Origin of the sequence: Nonomuraea sp. NPDC048882, assembly GCF_040649755.1 — a bacterium.
GTDB classification, from domain to species: domain Bacteria; phylum Actinomycetota; class Actinomycetes; order Streptosporangiales; family Streptosporangiaceae; genus Nonomuraea; species Nonomuraea maheshkhaliensis.
On sequence record NZ_JBEZGB010000029.1, the window covers coordinates 17,419 to 31,421 of the forward strand.

The window sequence follows — 14,003 nt, forward strand, 5'->3', positions numbered from 1 at the left end:
CAGCCACAGTGATGAACGTCGGCTTCGACACCCCCTCCCATGGGCGAGACAACGCAGTGGCCTGCGACGCGCCTTCGCGCCCGGCAAGGGCCGTGGTCGGGCCAGATGTCCTCGGCCAACTCCCGGCAGCGCCGAACATGCTCGTCTACCACGTCCAGGGATCTCGTCTGGGGATGGGAAGCGCGTCATCTTCTGAAGGCACCTCGAGCACCAGCGCGGCCGTCACGAGGGTGCCTTCAGTGCGAGGCTTCGCCTACACCAGAGAGGGCGCCTGTCGTGGCGGCGTCCGGACGAGGCCGTGCGGGTGCTGCGCCGGGCGGCGGAACTCGGTGTGACCCTCTTCGATACCGCCGACTCGTACGGGCCGATGGTCGCCGAGCCGCTGTTACGGCGCGCGCTGGCCGCATACACCGAGATCGTCGTCGCCACCAAGGCGGGGTTCACCCGGCAGGGCCCCGACCAGTGGATTCCCGCCGGCAGGCCGGCCTACTTGCGCCAGCAGTGCGAGATGAACCTGCGCATCCTCGGCCTGGAGCGGATCGTGCTGTTGCGGTTGCACCGCGTCGATCCGGGAGTGCCCCTCGAAGACCAGGTCGGCGAACTCAAAGCGCTGCAGGAGGAGGGGAAGATCGCGCACATCGGCCTGTCGGAGGTGAGCGTCGAGCAGATCGAGCAAGCCCGGGCCATCGCCCCGATCGCGTCCGTGCAGAACCTGTACAACCTGGCCAACCGCACGGCCGGGAACGTGCTCGACTACTGTGAGGGTCACCACGTTGCGTTCATCCCGTGGTTTCCGCTGGCCACCGGCGGGCTGGTGAAGCCCGGCGGACCGATCGAGGCCGTCGCCTCCCGGCTGTCGGCTTCGCCGTCACAGCTCACGCTCGCGTGGCTGCTCCACCGCTCACCGGTCGTCCTACCGATCCCTGGGACCTCGTCGGTGGAGCATCTCGAACAGAACGTGGCCGCGGCGGGTCTCCAACTGACCGAGGAGGACGTCGCCGAGCTGACCGCGGCCGTCACGGCGCCGAGCTGACGTGAATACACCCTGGTGCGGGCACCTGATGGCGTCATGGGGCTACAGCGGCGACTTCCTCGGCGCAATCGGCTGAGGCGTGCCTGGAGGGCGCGGGGGCCCGCGGGGGCGCGGGGTCGTCAGGAACGCCGCTCGCGCAGATCGCCGGCATGGCGGGACTGCGCGTCCAGTCTTGCTGCGCGTCGGCCGGACCGCCGGACACCGAGGAGAAGAGCAGCGTGCTGACCGTCACGGCCACAGCCGCGCCTGCGGCCACGAGCGCGACGCCGCGGCCCCGGCCGTCTGCCTTCGAGGAGGCTGGAGAGGTGGGCGCCGTCGACGCGGCGTGCCTGCCCGCCACTCGCGCCCGGCTGGTCTCATGGGCGAAGGCGCCGTCGCGGCGACGTTGCCGCATGACGGGCATCAGCTCACGGATTGACGTTGCGGTGCGACGGTGATGGCGGTTCCGGCTGTGGGACGGGATATTCTGTGTGGTTGCGGTGCGCCGGACGGCTGCGGGATCTCCGCCGATGAGTACGCACAGTACGTCCACGGCCGCGGGGCGGCCATGCGGGTCCTTGGTCAGGCAGGCCGCCACCAGTGGGCGCAGCGCGTCGGGTAGGCCGGACAGGTCAGGCTCGGCGGTCAGGACGGCGTTGAGCGTTGCCGGCACCGTACCACCAGCGAAGGCCGGCCGCCCGGTCGCGGCGAAGACCATCGTGCCCGCCCACGAGAACATGTCGGAGGCGGGTGTGAGCGACTGGTCGTCCAGTTGCTCCGGCGACATGTACGCCGGCGTGCCCGCTGGCCGGGTGGAGGCGGTGGCAGTGTCGAGCGCGAACGCGATCCCAAAGTCGATCACCACGGGCCCTTCTGGGCCCATGATGACATTGCTGGGCTTGAAGTCGCGGTGCACGATCCCGGCCGCGTGAATCGAGGACAGGGCGGTCAACGTGGTGACCGCCAGCCGCTCCAGCCCGCTGCCGTCGCGCGGCCCGTCCTCCTTGACCAGCGACTCCAGTGACGGTCCCGGCACGTACTCGCTGACGATGTACGGCCGTTCTGTCGTGAAGCCAGTTTCCACTACCCGTGCGGTGGAGAAGGTGGCCAGCCGCTGCGCGATCTCCGCTTCCCGTTGAAAGCGCTGTCTGACGTGCGAGTCGGCCGCGAAGCAGGAGTGCAGCATTTTGATCGCCACCTGCCGCCCTCCGGGTGCCTCGCCGAGGAAGACCATTCCCTGCCCGCCTTCGCCCAGCAGTCGCACCAGGCGGTAACCTCCGATGTCCGCCGGGGCTGCTGAGCTTGGCATAGTCCGTTCCTGCATGACACGTCACCTTTCAGGGAGTTACTTCTGGTTACTGATGTACTCTTCGACGGCCGGTAACAGCAACGTGACCTGGTCACATACAGGTGACAGGGACAGTGGAGGGCGTGTCGCAGCAGGCCGAGGCGGACAGACTGCTGCGCCCCTGGGCGGCCTAGGGGGCACAGCGAGCACGGCCTCGATGTCGTCCGGCCGCTGCTGAACCGGGTCGGCGGCGAACGGAGCCTGATCCTCATCGGGTTGCTCAACAAGGGGCCGACGCGCTCACCGAGCTGCTGCGGACGGTGCCTCGTGGGGTCGCTGCTGTTGAATCCCCGCCTGCAGGCGGGAGGAGGATGTCAACGGCTCAGCGCCGGGTAGGGTGAGCCGACCGTTCCCGCCGGGTTTCAGCAGCACTGCGCCTGCCGATAATCACATCCGCCCAGGTCATAATCCTGCGAGGGCTGCGCGTGGTGGTGCGAGCTCCGGCTACCTAGGGAGACGGAACCAAGTGCGGCATGATGATCGGCCGTGCTCCTTCGCCTGGTCTACCGCGCCGTCACGAACGCTTTCGCCGCATTGCGGTTGCTGCCCATGGGTGATCGGGATAAGGACGTGGAGATTCTCGCCCTGCGCCACCAGATCGCCGTCCTTGAGCGCCAACTCGGCGCCGACACCAGAGTCAGATTCGCACCCGAGGACCGAGCCTTTCTCGCCGCGCTCCTGACCTCGCTGCCCCGCCCCTCCTTGCCCAGAGCATGCACTGACCTCCCCAGGCATGGACTATCACACGAACAGACCACCGGGGCCACGGCTCCCGCTTCTGGGCCTATCCTGTCCGGTACGAAGCCCAGCAGTCGCTCCTGCCGGGCGGCGAGGGCCGGGGCCTGTGCCAAGAACCACCCGACGGCGTTGACCAGAGCGGCCAGGTCGAGCGAGTCGACCTCGGGGCGCACCTGCCCGCTCTCCTGTGCGCGGATCAGCAGGCGGCTCACGGTCTGGCGCATGACATGGCACGAGGCGTGCAGGTCGGACAGGAGGCCGGAGGCCCTGCTGAGATAGTCGCAGGCGAAGATCGCACGCGCACGGCGAGGGCTGTCAGCAGATGGCGGATCGTTTGCCATGTCGCTCGATAGATGTCCGAGCACCTCCACCTACGTTGGGTGTCTGTGACAACGCCATCTGCTATCACTCGATCGAGAAATATCGAATACAGCCTGAAGCGGCGGGCCGTGTCCGGCGTGGCGCTTCTGGGCATGTTGTCGGCCGCACTCCTACCGGCCCAGCCGGCCGCAGCACAGCCGGTACCGCTGGTCGAGGAGGACTTCACGGGGGCCACCGCGATCCCGGAATTCCGGGCCGTGGGGTCCGCCTGCCTGACCGGTGCGCCGACCGCCGCGCCGCCGGGGCCGGGAAACCGCCTTCTTGCGGGATGCCCGGAGAACGCCGCGGGTCCCGTGCCCCCGACCGGAGCCGCCCCGTACGGCTACCTCCAGCTGACCAGCGCCGACAATGACCAGACCTCAGCCGTCCTGTACGACGAGCCGATCCCAGCCGAACAAGGCCTGCACGTGACCTTCGAGCAATGGCAGTACGGCACCACCACGCCGCAGTTCTCGCCCGCCGACGGCATATCCTTCTTCCTCATCAACGGCGCCGCCACGCTCGACCGGCCAGGCGCCTTCGGCGGCAGCCTCGGATACGCGCAGAAACTGCCCGACGACAACCCCACCAACGCGTTCGAGCCCGGGGTCAACCAGGGCTACGTCGGCGTCGGCCTCGACGTGTTGGGCAACTACTTCGGCGATTGGGAACAGCGCGGCCGCGGATGCGCCGAGCGTTCACCGGCCGGCACGGAGTTCCGGATCCCGGCTCCGGGGGCCAACATGGTGACGGTGCGCGGGCCGGGTGACGGAACGGAGGGCTACTGCTTCCTGACCGCGACCACCAGCAACTTCACCACCACCGGCCCGTGGCCCTCGACGTTGCCTGGACAGCTCCACGGACCCACCACGACGGTCCCCGACGACCCTCAGGCGGCGCAGGCCGCACTCGAACCGTCGCGCCGCACCGTGAACGTCCGGATCACCCCGGCGCCCGACCCCATGCTGACCGTGTCGATCGACTTCAACGACGGCAACGGCATGCAGCAGGTGCTGTCCACGCCGGCGCCCACACCGGTGCCCTCGACGTACAAGTTCGGGTTCGCGGCCTCCACCGGCCTGTTCACCGACGTCCACCTGATTCGTAACGTCGTCGTCCGCCCGGTGGCGGAGGAGCCGGAATTGACGCTCGTCAAGCGGGTCGCGGAGGACTCGCCGGTGCCCGACCCCGTGCCGGTGGGCACCACGGTGCCGTACGAGTACGTGGTGACCAACAGCGGCAACATGAACATCACCCACCTGGCCGTGAGCGACGATGTGGTGGAGGAGGTCACCTGCCCGCAGACCACCCTGGAGGTCGGTGACACGATCATCTGCCGCGGTTCCCACACCGTCACACCGCAAGACGCCGAGCGCGGCTCGGTCACCAACACCGCCACCGCGACCGGCAGGGCAGACTCGACGGAGGTCACCTCGCCCGAATCACGGGTCACGATCCAGGTCGCGGGCGAAGAGGGGGTGCTGGAGCTGGACAAGAGCGTCGACAGCTCCCGCCCGTACCGTCCTGGCGACACAGTCGTCTACCGATACACCGTCACGAACAACTCCCGCAGCGGGGTGAACGACCTGCGGGTCGAGGACAGCCACGTACGGGACATCACCTGCCAGACCACAACCCTTGACCCGGGCGCCGTGACGACCTGCACGGGTACGTTCACCGTGCCGAGGGGCACGGGCGGCCAGCGGAAGTGCAAGGGGAACGACTGCCGCTACTCCATCACCAACACCGCCGTGGCCAGAGCTGGAGACCTGACCTCCGCCCCGGCCACGGCCACCATCCGGGTGGTGCAGGGGCCGCAGCACTGCAAGCCGGGCAAGCCGGGCAAGCCGGGGAAAAAGCCGCGCCATTCCTGGACACCTCACCATGGCACGACATCGCCGTGTGCTCCGGTCAAATCGAACGAGACTCATGTGATCCTGAACGAGAACTGGATGTGGATCACCGACTCTACTGATCGCCCCGGTGATGAGGAGATATCGATGGGTACGAGAACCACCTCAGCCGGCGGTTGAGGAAGCCCCACGGTGAGCATCCGCGCTGACGATGTCGTCTCGGCCGGTCCGCGACCACGAACGGCCCGGGGTGCTCACCGATGTCGGCCGGTGCGGCTTTACGCCGTGACTGCCACCTGGAGCTGACCGGGCCGGCGTCCGGCCGGGATGGTTGAGGCTCGTATGGTGATCCGGCCGCCCCCGCTCTTTAGTACTGCAACGGCATTTAAAGTTGTGCAGAAGTCCGTGTGTGAGCAGGTCAGTGCCGTTCTGCGGCAGTGGTGCTCATGCTGTGAGGGCGAGGTTGTGCATTTGTGCGACGGCTTGGACCGCATGGTGGAGTCCGGATCCTTGCTGCCGGCAATCACGAAGGATCTTGTAGTTCTTCATCCGGGCGAAGGTGTGCTCGACACGGGCGCGGATGCGCTGGCGTTCAGCGTTGTCTTCCGCCTGGCCCGTAGCAGAGGTCGTCCCGCTCGTGTTCGGTGCGGGACGACCAGGCCGGTGTGAAATAGGCGCCGTCGGCCAAGACGGTGACATCCTCGCACTGGGCCTGCAGGCCGGAATCCCGCCAGGCGTGAGCGTCGGCCTTGTTGCCCGGTGCCGGCGGCCGATGGCCACCACCAGCCTGGTGTCGGCGTCGATGATGGCCTGCACGTTCGCGGAGAAGCGGTAGTTCTTGCTGGAAGCGGCGACGGTTCGGTCCCGTACCGGGATCAGGGTGCCGTCCACAATCCACAGCCGTTCCACGGCTTCGGCGGGGCGCGCGGCCGGCTCCAGGGCGAGCGGCGGGCCCAGGCGCTGGATGACCCGGCATACGGTGGCCGGGCAGATCCCGAACAACGACGCGAGTTGTCGCATCGTCAGCTTGGTGCGGTAGTAGACGGCCACCAGCAACACCCGCTCCGGCAGCGCAAGGCACCACGGACGCCCTCTGCCGCGGCCCTTACCGGGCCCCTCACCGCCTCGTTCCCGCACCACTCGCAGCAGCCGCTGGAACCGGCTCATCGGCAGCCCAGTGAACGTCTCCACCCACAACGGATCAGCCCTTAACACCCCACCCATACGGGTCTGTACGGTCACTGGTGTAACTCCTGATCAAGGAGAACACACCTGATGAGTACTGTGATCCAGGCATCGACGGAGTTGACCTGGAGGACGCCGCGCCCTTGTACCCCCTCCCGCAGCAGCTCGAAGTAGCGCTTCTTCGCCGAGAGCGGCATCTTGTTGTGCGCCCATCGAGGCATCGGAACGGTCCCTTCTCAAGAACGTTCGCAATCACCGATAGAACTCAAGCGGCGTATCCGGTGATCTTCATCGATGCGATCCATGTGAAGCTGCGGGCTCTGTCGCAGATTGCGTGATCTAGGCGGAACGCAGGGTGCGTTTGCGTAGCAGGTCGAGTTTCGCGCGGTCGAACATTTGGCGTTTGAGCATCTTGACGCGATTGACGTGCCCTTCGACAGGGCCGGAGCTGTGCGGCAGTGTCAGGCCGTTGCGGACAGCGTCGAGATCCCGGCGGAGGTTGCGGGCGAAGGAAGCCAGCGCGGTGAATGAGTCCTTTTCGGCTGCGGAGATCCAGGCGTCGAGCTGGTGGCCGTGGAGCTGGGTCATCATGAGGGCGAAGTCCTGGACGTGCCGGGCCAGCCGGTTCAGAGCGCGGCTGCGTTTGCGAAGGGTTCGCAGCTGACCGGCATCGTCGGAGCTCAGGTTGTCGGGGTTGGACATGATCCAGCGGGTGATGTCGCGGCCCGATGGCGGCCTGGGCGCGGGGACGGCGATCTGACCGGCACCGGTGCGAAAACGCCGTAGGTAGCGTTGCACTTGCTGCTCGGTCCCGGAGTATCCGAGCGTGGTGATCTCCCGGGTGAGCTGGGCGGCGTTTCGAATGCCCTCGTTCCAGCGGCGGTGCAGGTGTTCGTGGTATCCGTCCAGGATGCTGGCACGGTTTTGACTCATGGCAATCACGGTGTCAACCTCGGCGGCGCTGGCCAGCTTGCGGACGGTTGCGGGGTGCAGGCCGAGCTCTCGGCCGATAGCTGCCTTGCTGAGACCCTGTTTCAGCAGCTCATGCACGGCGGCGTGATGTCGACGCAGCCGGGTGACGACTTTGAGCTCGCGGTGATGCACCACGGGTGGTGGTTCGGCGGTGCAGGCGGCTGCGGCCTCGGCGGCCAGCGCTGCTGCGAGGTCGTGGCGGGCGGTGGCGACGTCCTTCTCCACGGCCTGGCCGAGGTTCTGCCACAGATGGAACCGGTCTGCCACTTGCACTGCGTCGGGTGCGCCTTGGCGCGCCCCATCAGCGTAGCCGCCGGCTCGATCTCTGCAGATGATCTCCGGTAACGGGTGCTCACGCAGCCACGCTGCCAGAGCGTCCCCGTCCCTGCCGTCGATCATGTCCACGACCCTGCGGGTTTCCAGATCCACCATGATCGTGCCGTAGCGGTGCCCCTTACGTGTGGCGAAGTCATCGACACCCAGCACTCGCACGTGTCCGATCGGCTGCTCAGGCAAAGCCCTGATGCGGCGCAGCAGGGTGTCCCGGCCCACTTGCAGACCCAGCGAGGCTGCCAGGCGAACGCCGGCCCGGCCCGCCAGCTCCATCCCTATCGATGCCAGCACCCGCTGCAGGGCGTCGGTGAAGCGCGCATGCGGCCGAGTCAGGCCCGGCACCTGCTCGGCGAACGTCTTCACCGGACACGTGACGCTCACACAGCGAAACCGCCTGACCACCAACTCGATGATCACGCAGGCACCACCCACCACGGCGTCCTTGAGCCGGCGCACGTACCTGCCGTGAACCCGAGCCGATAACCCGCCACAGCTCGTGCACGCCGCTCGCGTCCCGCTTACCCGAGCACGAATACTCACTATCCCGCCTTCGCGCTTGGCATCCTCCACGGTTAGCACCGTCAGGTGCGGAAGCAGAACGTCAATCCACTGCGCAAGACACGAAGATCATTATTCCTGCCGGGAACCCGCAACCAGACCGACGAACCGAGGATCACGCAATCTGCGACAGAGCCAAGCTGCGCGAGGGCCAGGTCGCCAACCGGCTGATCTACGTGGCGCTGGCCGTCACGGTGGACGGCGAGCGCGACACCCTCGGCTTGTGGGCCGGCGACGGTGGCGAGGGTGCCAAGTTCTGGCTGCACGTGCTGACCGAGATCAAGAACCGCGGGGTCGGCGATGCGCTGATGGTGGTCTGCGACGGGCTCAAGGGCCTTCCCCAGGCCATCGAGAGCGTCTGGCCCCAGGCGGTGGCGCAAACGTGTGTCGTTCACCTGCTGCGCGCCTCGTTCCGGTATGCCGCCCGCCAGCACTGGGACGCCATCGCCAAAGCGCTCAAGCCGGTCTACGCCGCCCCGACCGAGGCGGCCGCGCTGGAGCGGTTCTACGAGTTCGCCGAGACGTGGGGCGGCAGGTATCCGGCGGTCGTGAAGTTGTGGGAGGACGCCTGGGCCGAGTTCGTGCCCTTCCTCAACTTCGACACCGAGATCCGCCTGGTGATCTGCTCGACCAACGCCATCGAGTCGGTCAACGCCCGCATCCGGCGGGCGGTCAAGGCCCGCGGCCACTTCCCGAACGAGCAGACCGCGCTCAAGTGCGTCTACATGGCGATCATGAGCCTGGACCCGACCGGCAGGGGCCGCAAACGCTGGATCACCCGCTGGAAAGCCGCCCTGAACGCCTTCGCTATCACCTTCGAAGGCCGCCTGACCCCGACCACCCGCTAATCAAGAAAGATCGAGATACACCACTGACTGGACACACCCAAGTTGATGGCGAGCTCGTCCTGGTCGATGGTGCGGTGATCCGCCAGGACGCGATAAATGGAGCACGCCATCTCGGTGTCGTCCGTCCACTGCTATGGGCCTGGCGGAAGAGAGCGAGAGGAGAAGGCGTGACGATTGGCCGGAACAAAGAATTGGGAACCGAAGGCGTCGCCGAGAGCCAAGCCATGGAGTGAGGCTGTGGCTCGTGCAAGGAGGTGAGCTGACATCGCTCTCATTGTGAAGTATGTCGGCTGTTCGCGGCCTTGGACCGCGCGGCCCGGCGATGAGGAGTTCGGACTGATGGCCCAGGTGTGTGTCAGTCAGCCGTCCCGAAAGCCGTCGTATGCGGGACGGCCGTCAAGGCCGTTCGGATCGCGCTGGAGGCCGGGGCCGGGGCCGGTGTCGGCGCCGCGGTGACGTTACTGCCGGCTGTACGCCGCCGGCGCCACCAGGGGCTGGCCATCGCGCACGCCGCGCACATCGTGCACGACGCCGCCGAGCGCCGGGTGGCCGAGCTCTACACCAAGGCCGCCGAGCAACTCGGCAACGACCGGCCGAGACACCCCGGCAGGCTCCCGTCCCTGGAGTCCGGAGTCCCCGCCTGGCGCGTACGGCTGCCGTCCGCCGCCCTCCCTCCGGTTCTCACCGGGCGGAGGTGCGGCCGAGCCTGCTCTCCAGGCCGTCCAGGATGCGCTCGACGCCGTAGACGAAGGAATCCGCGCGAAGCTGCTCCGGGTCCTTGGTCTGCGCCGTGGCACGCCCGTCGCGCAGGAGCGGATACTCCTGCAGAGCCTCTTCGGTGGTCGGTCGCAGGCTCTCCAGCCAGTCCTGCTCGTTCTGGCCGCTGCGGGCGAGCACCGACAGGTAGGCGGCCTCGCTGGTGGTCATCCCGATGACGTAGGCGATGAGCAGTTTCATGGCCTGATCGGCCTCGTCAGCGGCGAAGCCCGCCGCTCTGAACAGGGCGAGCATGCGCTCCGACTGCCGCATCAGGTTGGGCCCGAGATAGGCGAGCCCGACCTGGCCGAGCACGGAGACGACCCAGGGATGACGCAGCACCATCGAGCGCAGGCTGTGCGCGGAGTCGGTGACGGCGGCCCGCCAGTGTGCGGGGTCGGCGGCGGGCACCCGCACCTCGCCGTAGATCTCGTCCACGACCAGCTCGATCAGCTCGTCCTTGTTGGCCACGTGGCGATAGAGGGATGTGGCTCCCGCGCCGAGCCGGGCGCCGAGGCTGCGCATGCTCAGGGCGTCGATGCCCTCGGCGTCCAGGAGTTGGATGGCCTCGGACACGATCCGGTCGCGACTCAGCGACGGCTGCTCCCGCTTGGGACGCGGGCGGGCCCAAACCGAGGGGATGGGCTGCTTCTCGGCCGGCATTCAGTCCTCCTCCTTGCTGAACGGCCATCGTAGCGTACGGCGTTCGCAAGGTGCGTACAGCGATCTCGGCCATCAGGTGTCAATGGACTCACGGCGGCGGGGCTGGCGGCACGGCTGTACTGGTGCGCGGTCGCACGACCGTCTCGCCCCACTGTGCGGCCCTTGAACCGCCAAGTTGTACGACAGCCCGGTCGTGTGTCGCGGTACCTAACGAACGGCTGGACCGCTGGGTCTGCTCGCCACTTCCGCCTGGGAGACCGTGCGCGGTTGCGAACGCCGATTCCATATGCGTACAGTGTGCGCATCGAGAGAACGGCGTACCGGAGGAAAGCATGGCGACGAACGTGCAGTGGAACGAGCAGGGCGATTGGACCGCCGGCGGTGACTGGGGGAGTGCGGGCTCGCAGGGACAGACCTTCGACCTGGCCCGCTGGCAGGCGCGCTTCGACGAGCTGCGCCGGCGGCACCACGTGCCGGGCGCGTCCCTGGCGGTGCTGGTCAACGGGCAGGTGCACGAGCTGGCGAGTGGCGTCCTGCACCGCGGCACCGGCGTGCCGGTGACGACCGACGCGGTGTTCCTGTCCGGCTCGATCGCCAAGGTCTACACGGCCACCCTGGTGATGCTGCTGATCGACGAGGGCCGGCTGACGCTGGACACCCGGGTTGCCGACGTCCTGCCCGAGTTCGCCACCCCCGACCTCGAGGCCACCCGGACGATCACCGTCCGCCAGCTCCTGTCGCACACCGGCGGCGTCACCAACGACTTCAATTACGACGGCGGGCGCGGCGACGACTGCCTGGCCCGCTACGTCGAGGCCGCCCGGGACGTGCCGCTGGACTGCCCACCCGGCACCGCGATCTCCTACGGCGGGCTCGGCTACATCGTGCTGGGCCGCCTCATCGAGGTCCTCACCGGCCGCACCTGGGACCAGGCACTCAAGGACCTGCTGTTCACGCCGCTCGGCATGGAGCGTTCGATGACGCTGCCGGAGGAGGCGCTGCGCTTCCCGGCCGCGATGAGCCACCTGGGCGAGCCCGGCGCCGACCCGGAACCGGCCCCCGCCTGGGACCTCATGCCGCGCTCCGTCGGCCCCGCGGCCCGCGTCATCACCTCCGCGGGCGACATGGCCCGCCTGGCCGCCATGCACCTGGCCGGCGGCGGCCCGGTGCTGTCGGCCGAGGCGGTCGCCGCCATGCAGCGCCGCGAGACTGACGTGCCCGACAAGTGGACGGTCTCCGCCGACGGCTGGGGGCTCGGCTGGACCCTGTACGACTGGAACGGCGTGTCCGGCTTCGGCCATGACGGCGCCGCCATCGGCCAGTACGCCTACCTGCGCGTCGTCCCGCACGCCGGCCTCGCCCTGGTCCTGCTGACCAACGGCGGCAGCGCCCGGCTCCTGTACGCCGACCTGTTCCGCGACCTACTTGCCGAGCTCGCCGGCGTCACCATGCCCGCCCCCTTCGGCCCGCCCGCCGAACCGCCCGCCGTGGACGTCACCCCGCTGATCGGCACCTACCGGCGCGCCGGCGTCGTCATCACCGTCAGCCAGGACAGCCAGGACAGCCAGGGCGCCGGTGGTGGCCTGCGCATGCGTTACGAGTTCGTGGACGGCATGAAGGACATGTCCCCGCCCCTGGACATGGAGCTGCTCCCGGTGACCGACACCGTCTTCGCGGCCACGGGGGCGGGCCCGTCCTTCAGCGAGGACTACATGCCCGTCGTCTTCTCCACCCTGGCCGACGGCACGGCCTGCGCGTACGTCGGCATGCGCGCCACCCCCAAGGTCGGGACGCGCTGACGGAGCTGCCACCCGCACACCCGCCCGGTCCCGGTCGAGCCGGGGAAGATCCAGGAGTGCGTGGTACACCTCTGCCTCTCCCGAATGCCTTCAGGCCGGGCCACCGCCTGGAGGTGGAGCTGTCGTGTGACGAGTCGCCGGCCGATGCGCACAACGTCCTGCTGCCGCCGGAGACCATGCACCTGCCGTCCGGCCGCGCGACCAGTCACAACATCTACCGCGATGCCGCCCCCATCCCAGGCTCGTGCTGCCGTGTCGGTGCCCAGAGCGATGGTCCGCACCGAGGCGTCGGTTTGGGGGGTGCCCATGGGACGGTCGGGGAGGTCCTGTCGTGGCTGCCGGCAGCCCGAACCGGTGACCTCCCGCTGTTGGAAGCCGACACGCCCATACAGTCGGTTGGCAGTCTGGCGCGGCGCCTGAACCCCAGGATCAGAAAGGACTAAACGCCCCTTATACCTCTTCGAAGCGCCAGACTTGGTTGTTGCCCCTGTGTTTCCACGACAGGACTGCTGTGTCGTCGTCGCTAGAAGCGTCTTCTACGTCGACATGCAAATCGACGTCGTGTTCGACTTGCAAACGGGTCCCTTGTTCGTCGGACGAGATATGCCACCGGAAGGGCTCCTCCTCAGTGCGAAGTGCGCCTCCCCGAGCTGTGAGTTCGGGGCAAAGGTAGCGGCCAGACCCGATGTTCCGAAGCCACCACTTTTGGCCGGGGCCATCCCGATTCACCTCCCACTTCTGATTGTCGCCTCCGTTGGGCCCCCACGCTCTGACCCAATGGTTGCCTTGGTTCTCATCCAGGCACGTGCCGGTGTTCACGTTCACCAGCACGTAGATCGACCCTTCTCGCACGCAGATGTCCTTTCGTCGAGGCGATTCAGCCTGGCTCTGGCCTGGGCGCCAAGCACCCCGGGATCCCGGAATGGGTCCGGAAATGAGTAGGCCCGACTCATGCGGAATCCGCTCGTCACACCGACTCTTGAGCACATGAAAGGAAGTGTCACCATGCTCTCTGCAACGTCCTTCGCAACAGTCCGCCGCGCCTTCGTCGTCGCCTTGACCGCGGCCGCCGGCCTCGCCCTCACCGGGACCGGGGTCGCCCATGCCGGACCCGCCTACTACAAGTTCGTCGTCGAGCACAGCGGCAAGTGCCTGGACGTCTTGCACGGGAGCAAGCTTCACGCCACCCCGACGCACCAGTGGCGGTGCCTGGATCAAGTGCTCAGTCAACGGTGGGAGGCCCGTAGGTTCGACGACGGGGCGTACGTGTTCGTCGCCAGGCACAGCGGCAAGTGCCTGGATGTCGCCTTCGCGAGCACCGCGGGCGCGGCGGCCGTGATCCAGGCGACCTGCAGCTTCAAAGCCAACCAGCGGTGGCGGCTCAAGAAGAACGCCGACGGCACCTACCGGGTCATCGCCAAGCACAGCGGTTTGTGCCTGGACGTGGCCAATGTGGACCAGGCCAACGGCGCCAGGGTGGTCCAGGCCCGCTGCTGGGGCGGCGAGAACCAGAGCTGGCACATCAACAAAGTCGCTTAGACGTCTTCGAAACCGGGGTCCCCGCGCCGCTTCGGCGCG

The 14,003-nt window shown here is 67.8% G+C and carries 9 protein-coding genes and 2 pseudogenes; 5 read left to right on the plus strand and 6 right to left on the minus strand.

The genetic code is table 11. The features are described 5' to 3' along the window. Window positions 1-298: 298 nt before the first annotated feature. Entirely contained in the window at window positions 299-1,033 is a 735-nt protein-coding gene (locus AB0C27_RS52065; RefSeq protein ID WP_357862053.1) for an aldo/keto reductase, read from the plus strand. 34 nt (window positions 1,034-1,067) lie between these two features. Here AB0C27_RS52065 and AB0C27_RS52070 read toward each other — a convergent pair whose 3' ends face one another. Together AB0C27_RS52070 and AB0C27_RS52075 are read right to left on the minus strand one after the other, a co-directional pair. Then, window positions 1,068-2,276 (minus strand): serine/threonine-protein kinase, encoded by a 1,209-nt coding sequence (locus tag AB0C27_RS52070; protein ID WP_357862055.1) that lies wholly within the window; start codon window positions 2,274-2,276, stop codon window positions 1,068-1,070. 587 nt (window positions 2,277-2,863) lie between these two features. Next, window positions 2,864-3,439, minus strand: coding sequence for a hypothetical protein (locus tag AB0C27_RS52075; RefSeq protein WP_357862154.1), 576 nt, complete (start codon window positions 3,437-3,439; stop codon window positions 2,864-2,866). Between the two features lie 108 nt (window positions 3,440-3,547). On the opposite strand from AB0C27_RS52075, the gene AB0C27_RS52080 reads away from it, so the two are divergent. Further along, on the plus strand, window positions 3,548-5,491 hold the full coding sequence (locus tag AB0C27_RS52080; protein WP_357862057.1) for a hypothetical protein: 1,944 nt from the start codon (window positions 3,548-3,550) through the stop codon (window positions 5,489-5,491). A 264-nt stretch (window positions 5,492-5,755) separates the two neighbouring features. Here AB0C27_RS52080 and AB0C27_RS52085 read toward each other — a convergent pair. Both AB0C27_RS52085 and AB0C27_RS52090 read right to left on the minus strand, forming a co-directional pair. Next, window positions 5,756-6,535: pseudogene (locus AB0C27_RS52085) on the minus strand (transposase family protein). Between the two features lie 300 nt (window positions 6,536-6,835). Beyond that, window positions 6,836-8,380: an ISL3 family transposase gene (locus AB0C27_RS52090; protein WP_357862059.1), complete on the minus strand. Its 1,545-nt coding sequence runs from the start codon at window positions 8,378-8,380 to the stop codon at window positions 6,836-6,838. Window positions 8,381-8,496: 116 nt separating this feature from the next. Here AB0C27_RS52090 and AB0C27_RS52095 point away from each other — a divergent pair. Next, window positions 8,497-9,207, plus strand: a pseudogene (locus AB0C27_RS52095) (IS256 family transposase); the annotation flags it as partial. Between the two features lie 681 nt (window positions 9,208-9,888). Here the strand turns inward: AB0C27_RS52095 and AB0C27_RS52100 are convergent. Continuing rightward, window positions 9,889-10,626, minus strand: coding sequence for a TetR/AcrR family transcriptional regulator (locus AB0C27_RS52100; protein ID WP_357862061.1), 738 nt, complete (start codon window positions 10,624-10,626; stop codon window positions 9,889-9,891). A 332-nt stretch (window positions 10,627-10,958) separates the two neighbouring features. Here AB0C27_RS52100 and AB0C27_RS52105 point away from each other — a divergent pair, with 332 nt between their 5' ends. Next, window positions 10,959-12,425: a serine hydrolase domain-containing protein gene (locus tag AB0C27_RS52105; RefSeq protein ID WP_357862062.1), complete on the plus strand. Its 1,467-nt coding sequence runs from the start codon at window positions 10,959-10,961 to the stop codon at window positions 12,423-12,425. A 450-nt stretch (window positions 12,426-12,875) separates the two neighbouring features. Here the strand turns inward: AB0C27_RS52105 and AB0C27_RS52110 are convergent, their stop codons facing one another. Next, on the minus strand, window positions 12,876-13,529 hold the full coding sequence (locus AB0C27_RS52110) for an RICIN domain-containing protein (RefSeq protein WP_357862064.1): 654 nt from the start codon (window positions 13,527-13,529) through the stop codon (window positions 12,876-12,878). Between AB0C27_RS52110 and AB0C27_RS52115 the strand changes: the two genes are divergently transcribed. Further along, window positions 13,431-13,964, plus strand: coding sequence for an RICIN domain-containing protein (locus tag AB0C27_RS52115; protein WP_357862066.1), 534 nt, complete (start codon window positions 13,431-13,433; stop codon window positions 13,962-13,964). The two genes, AB0C27_RS52110 and AB0C27_RS52115, sit on opposite strands and share 99 nt — an antisense overlap. The last annotated feature ends 39 nt before the right edge of the window (window positions 13,965-14,003 follow it).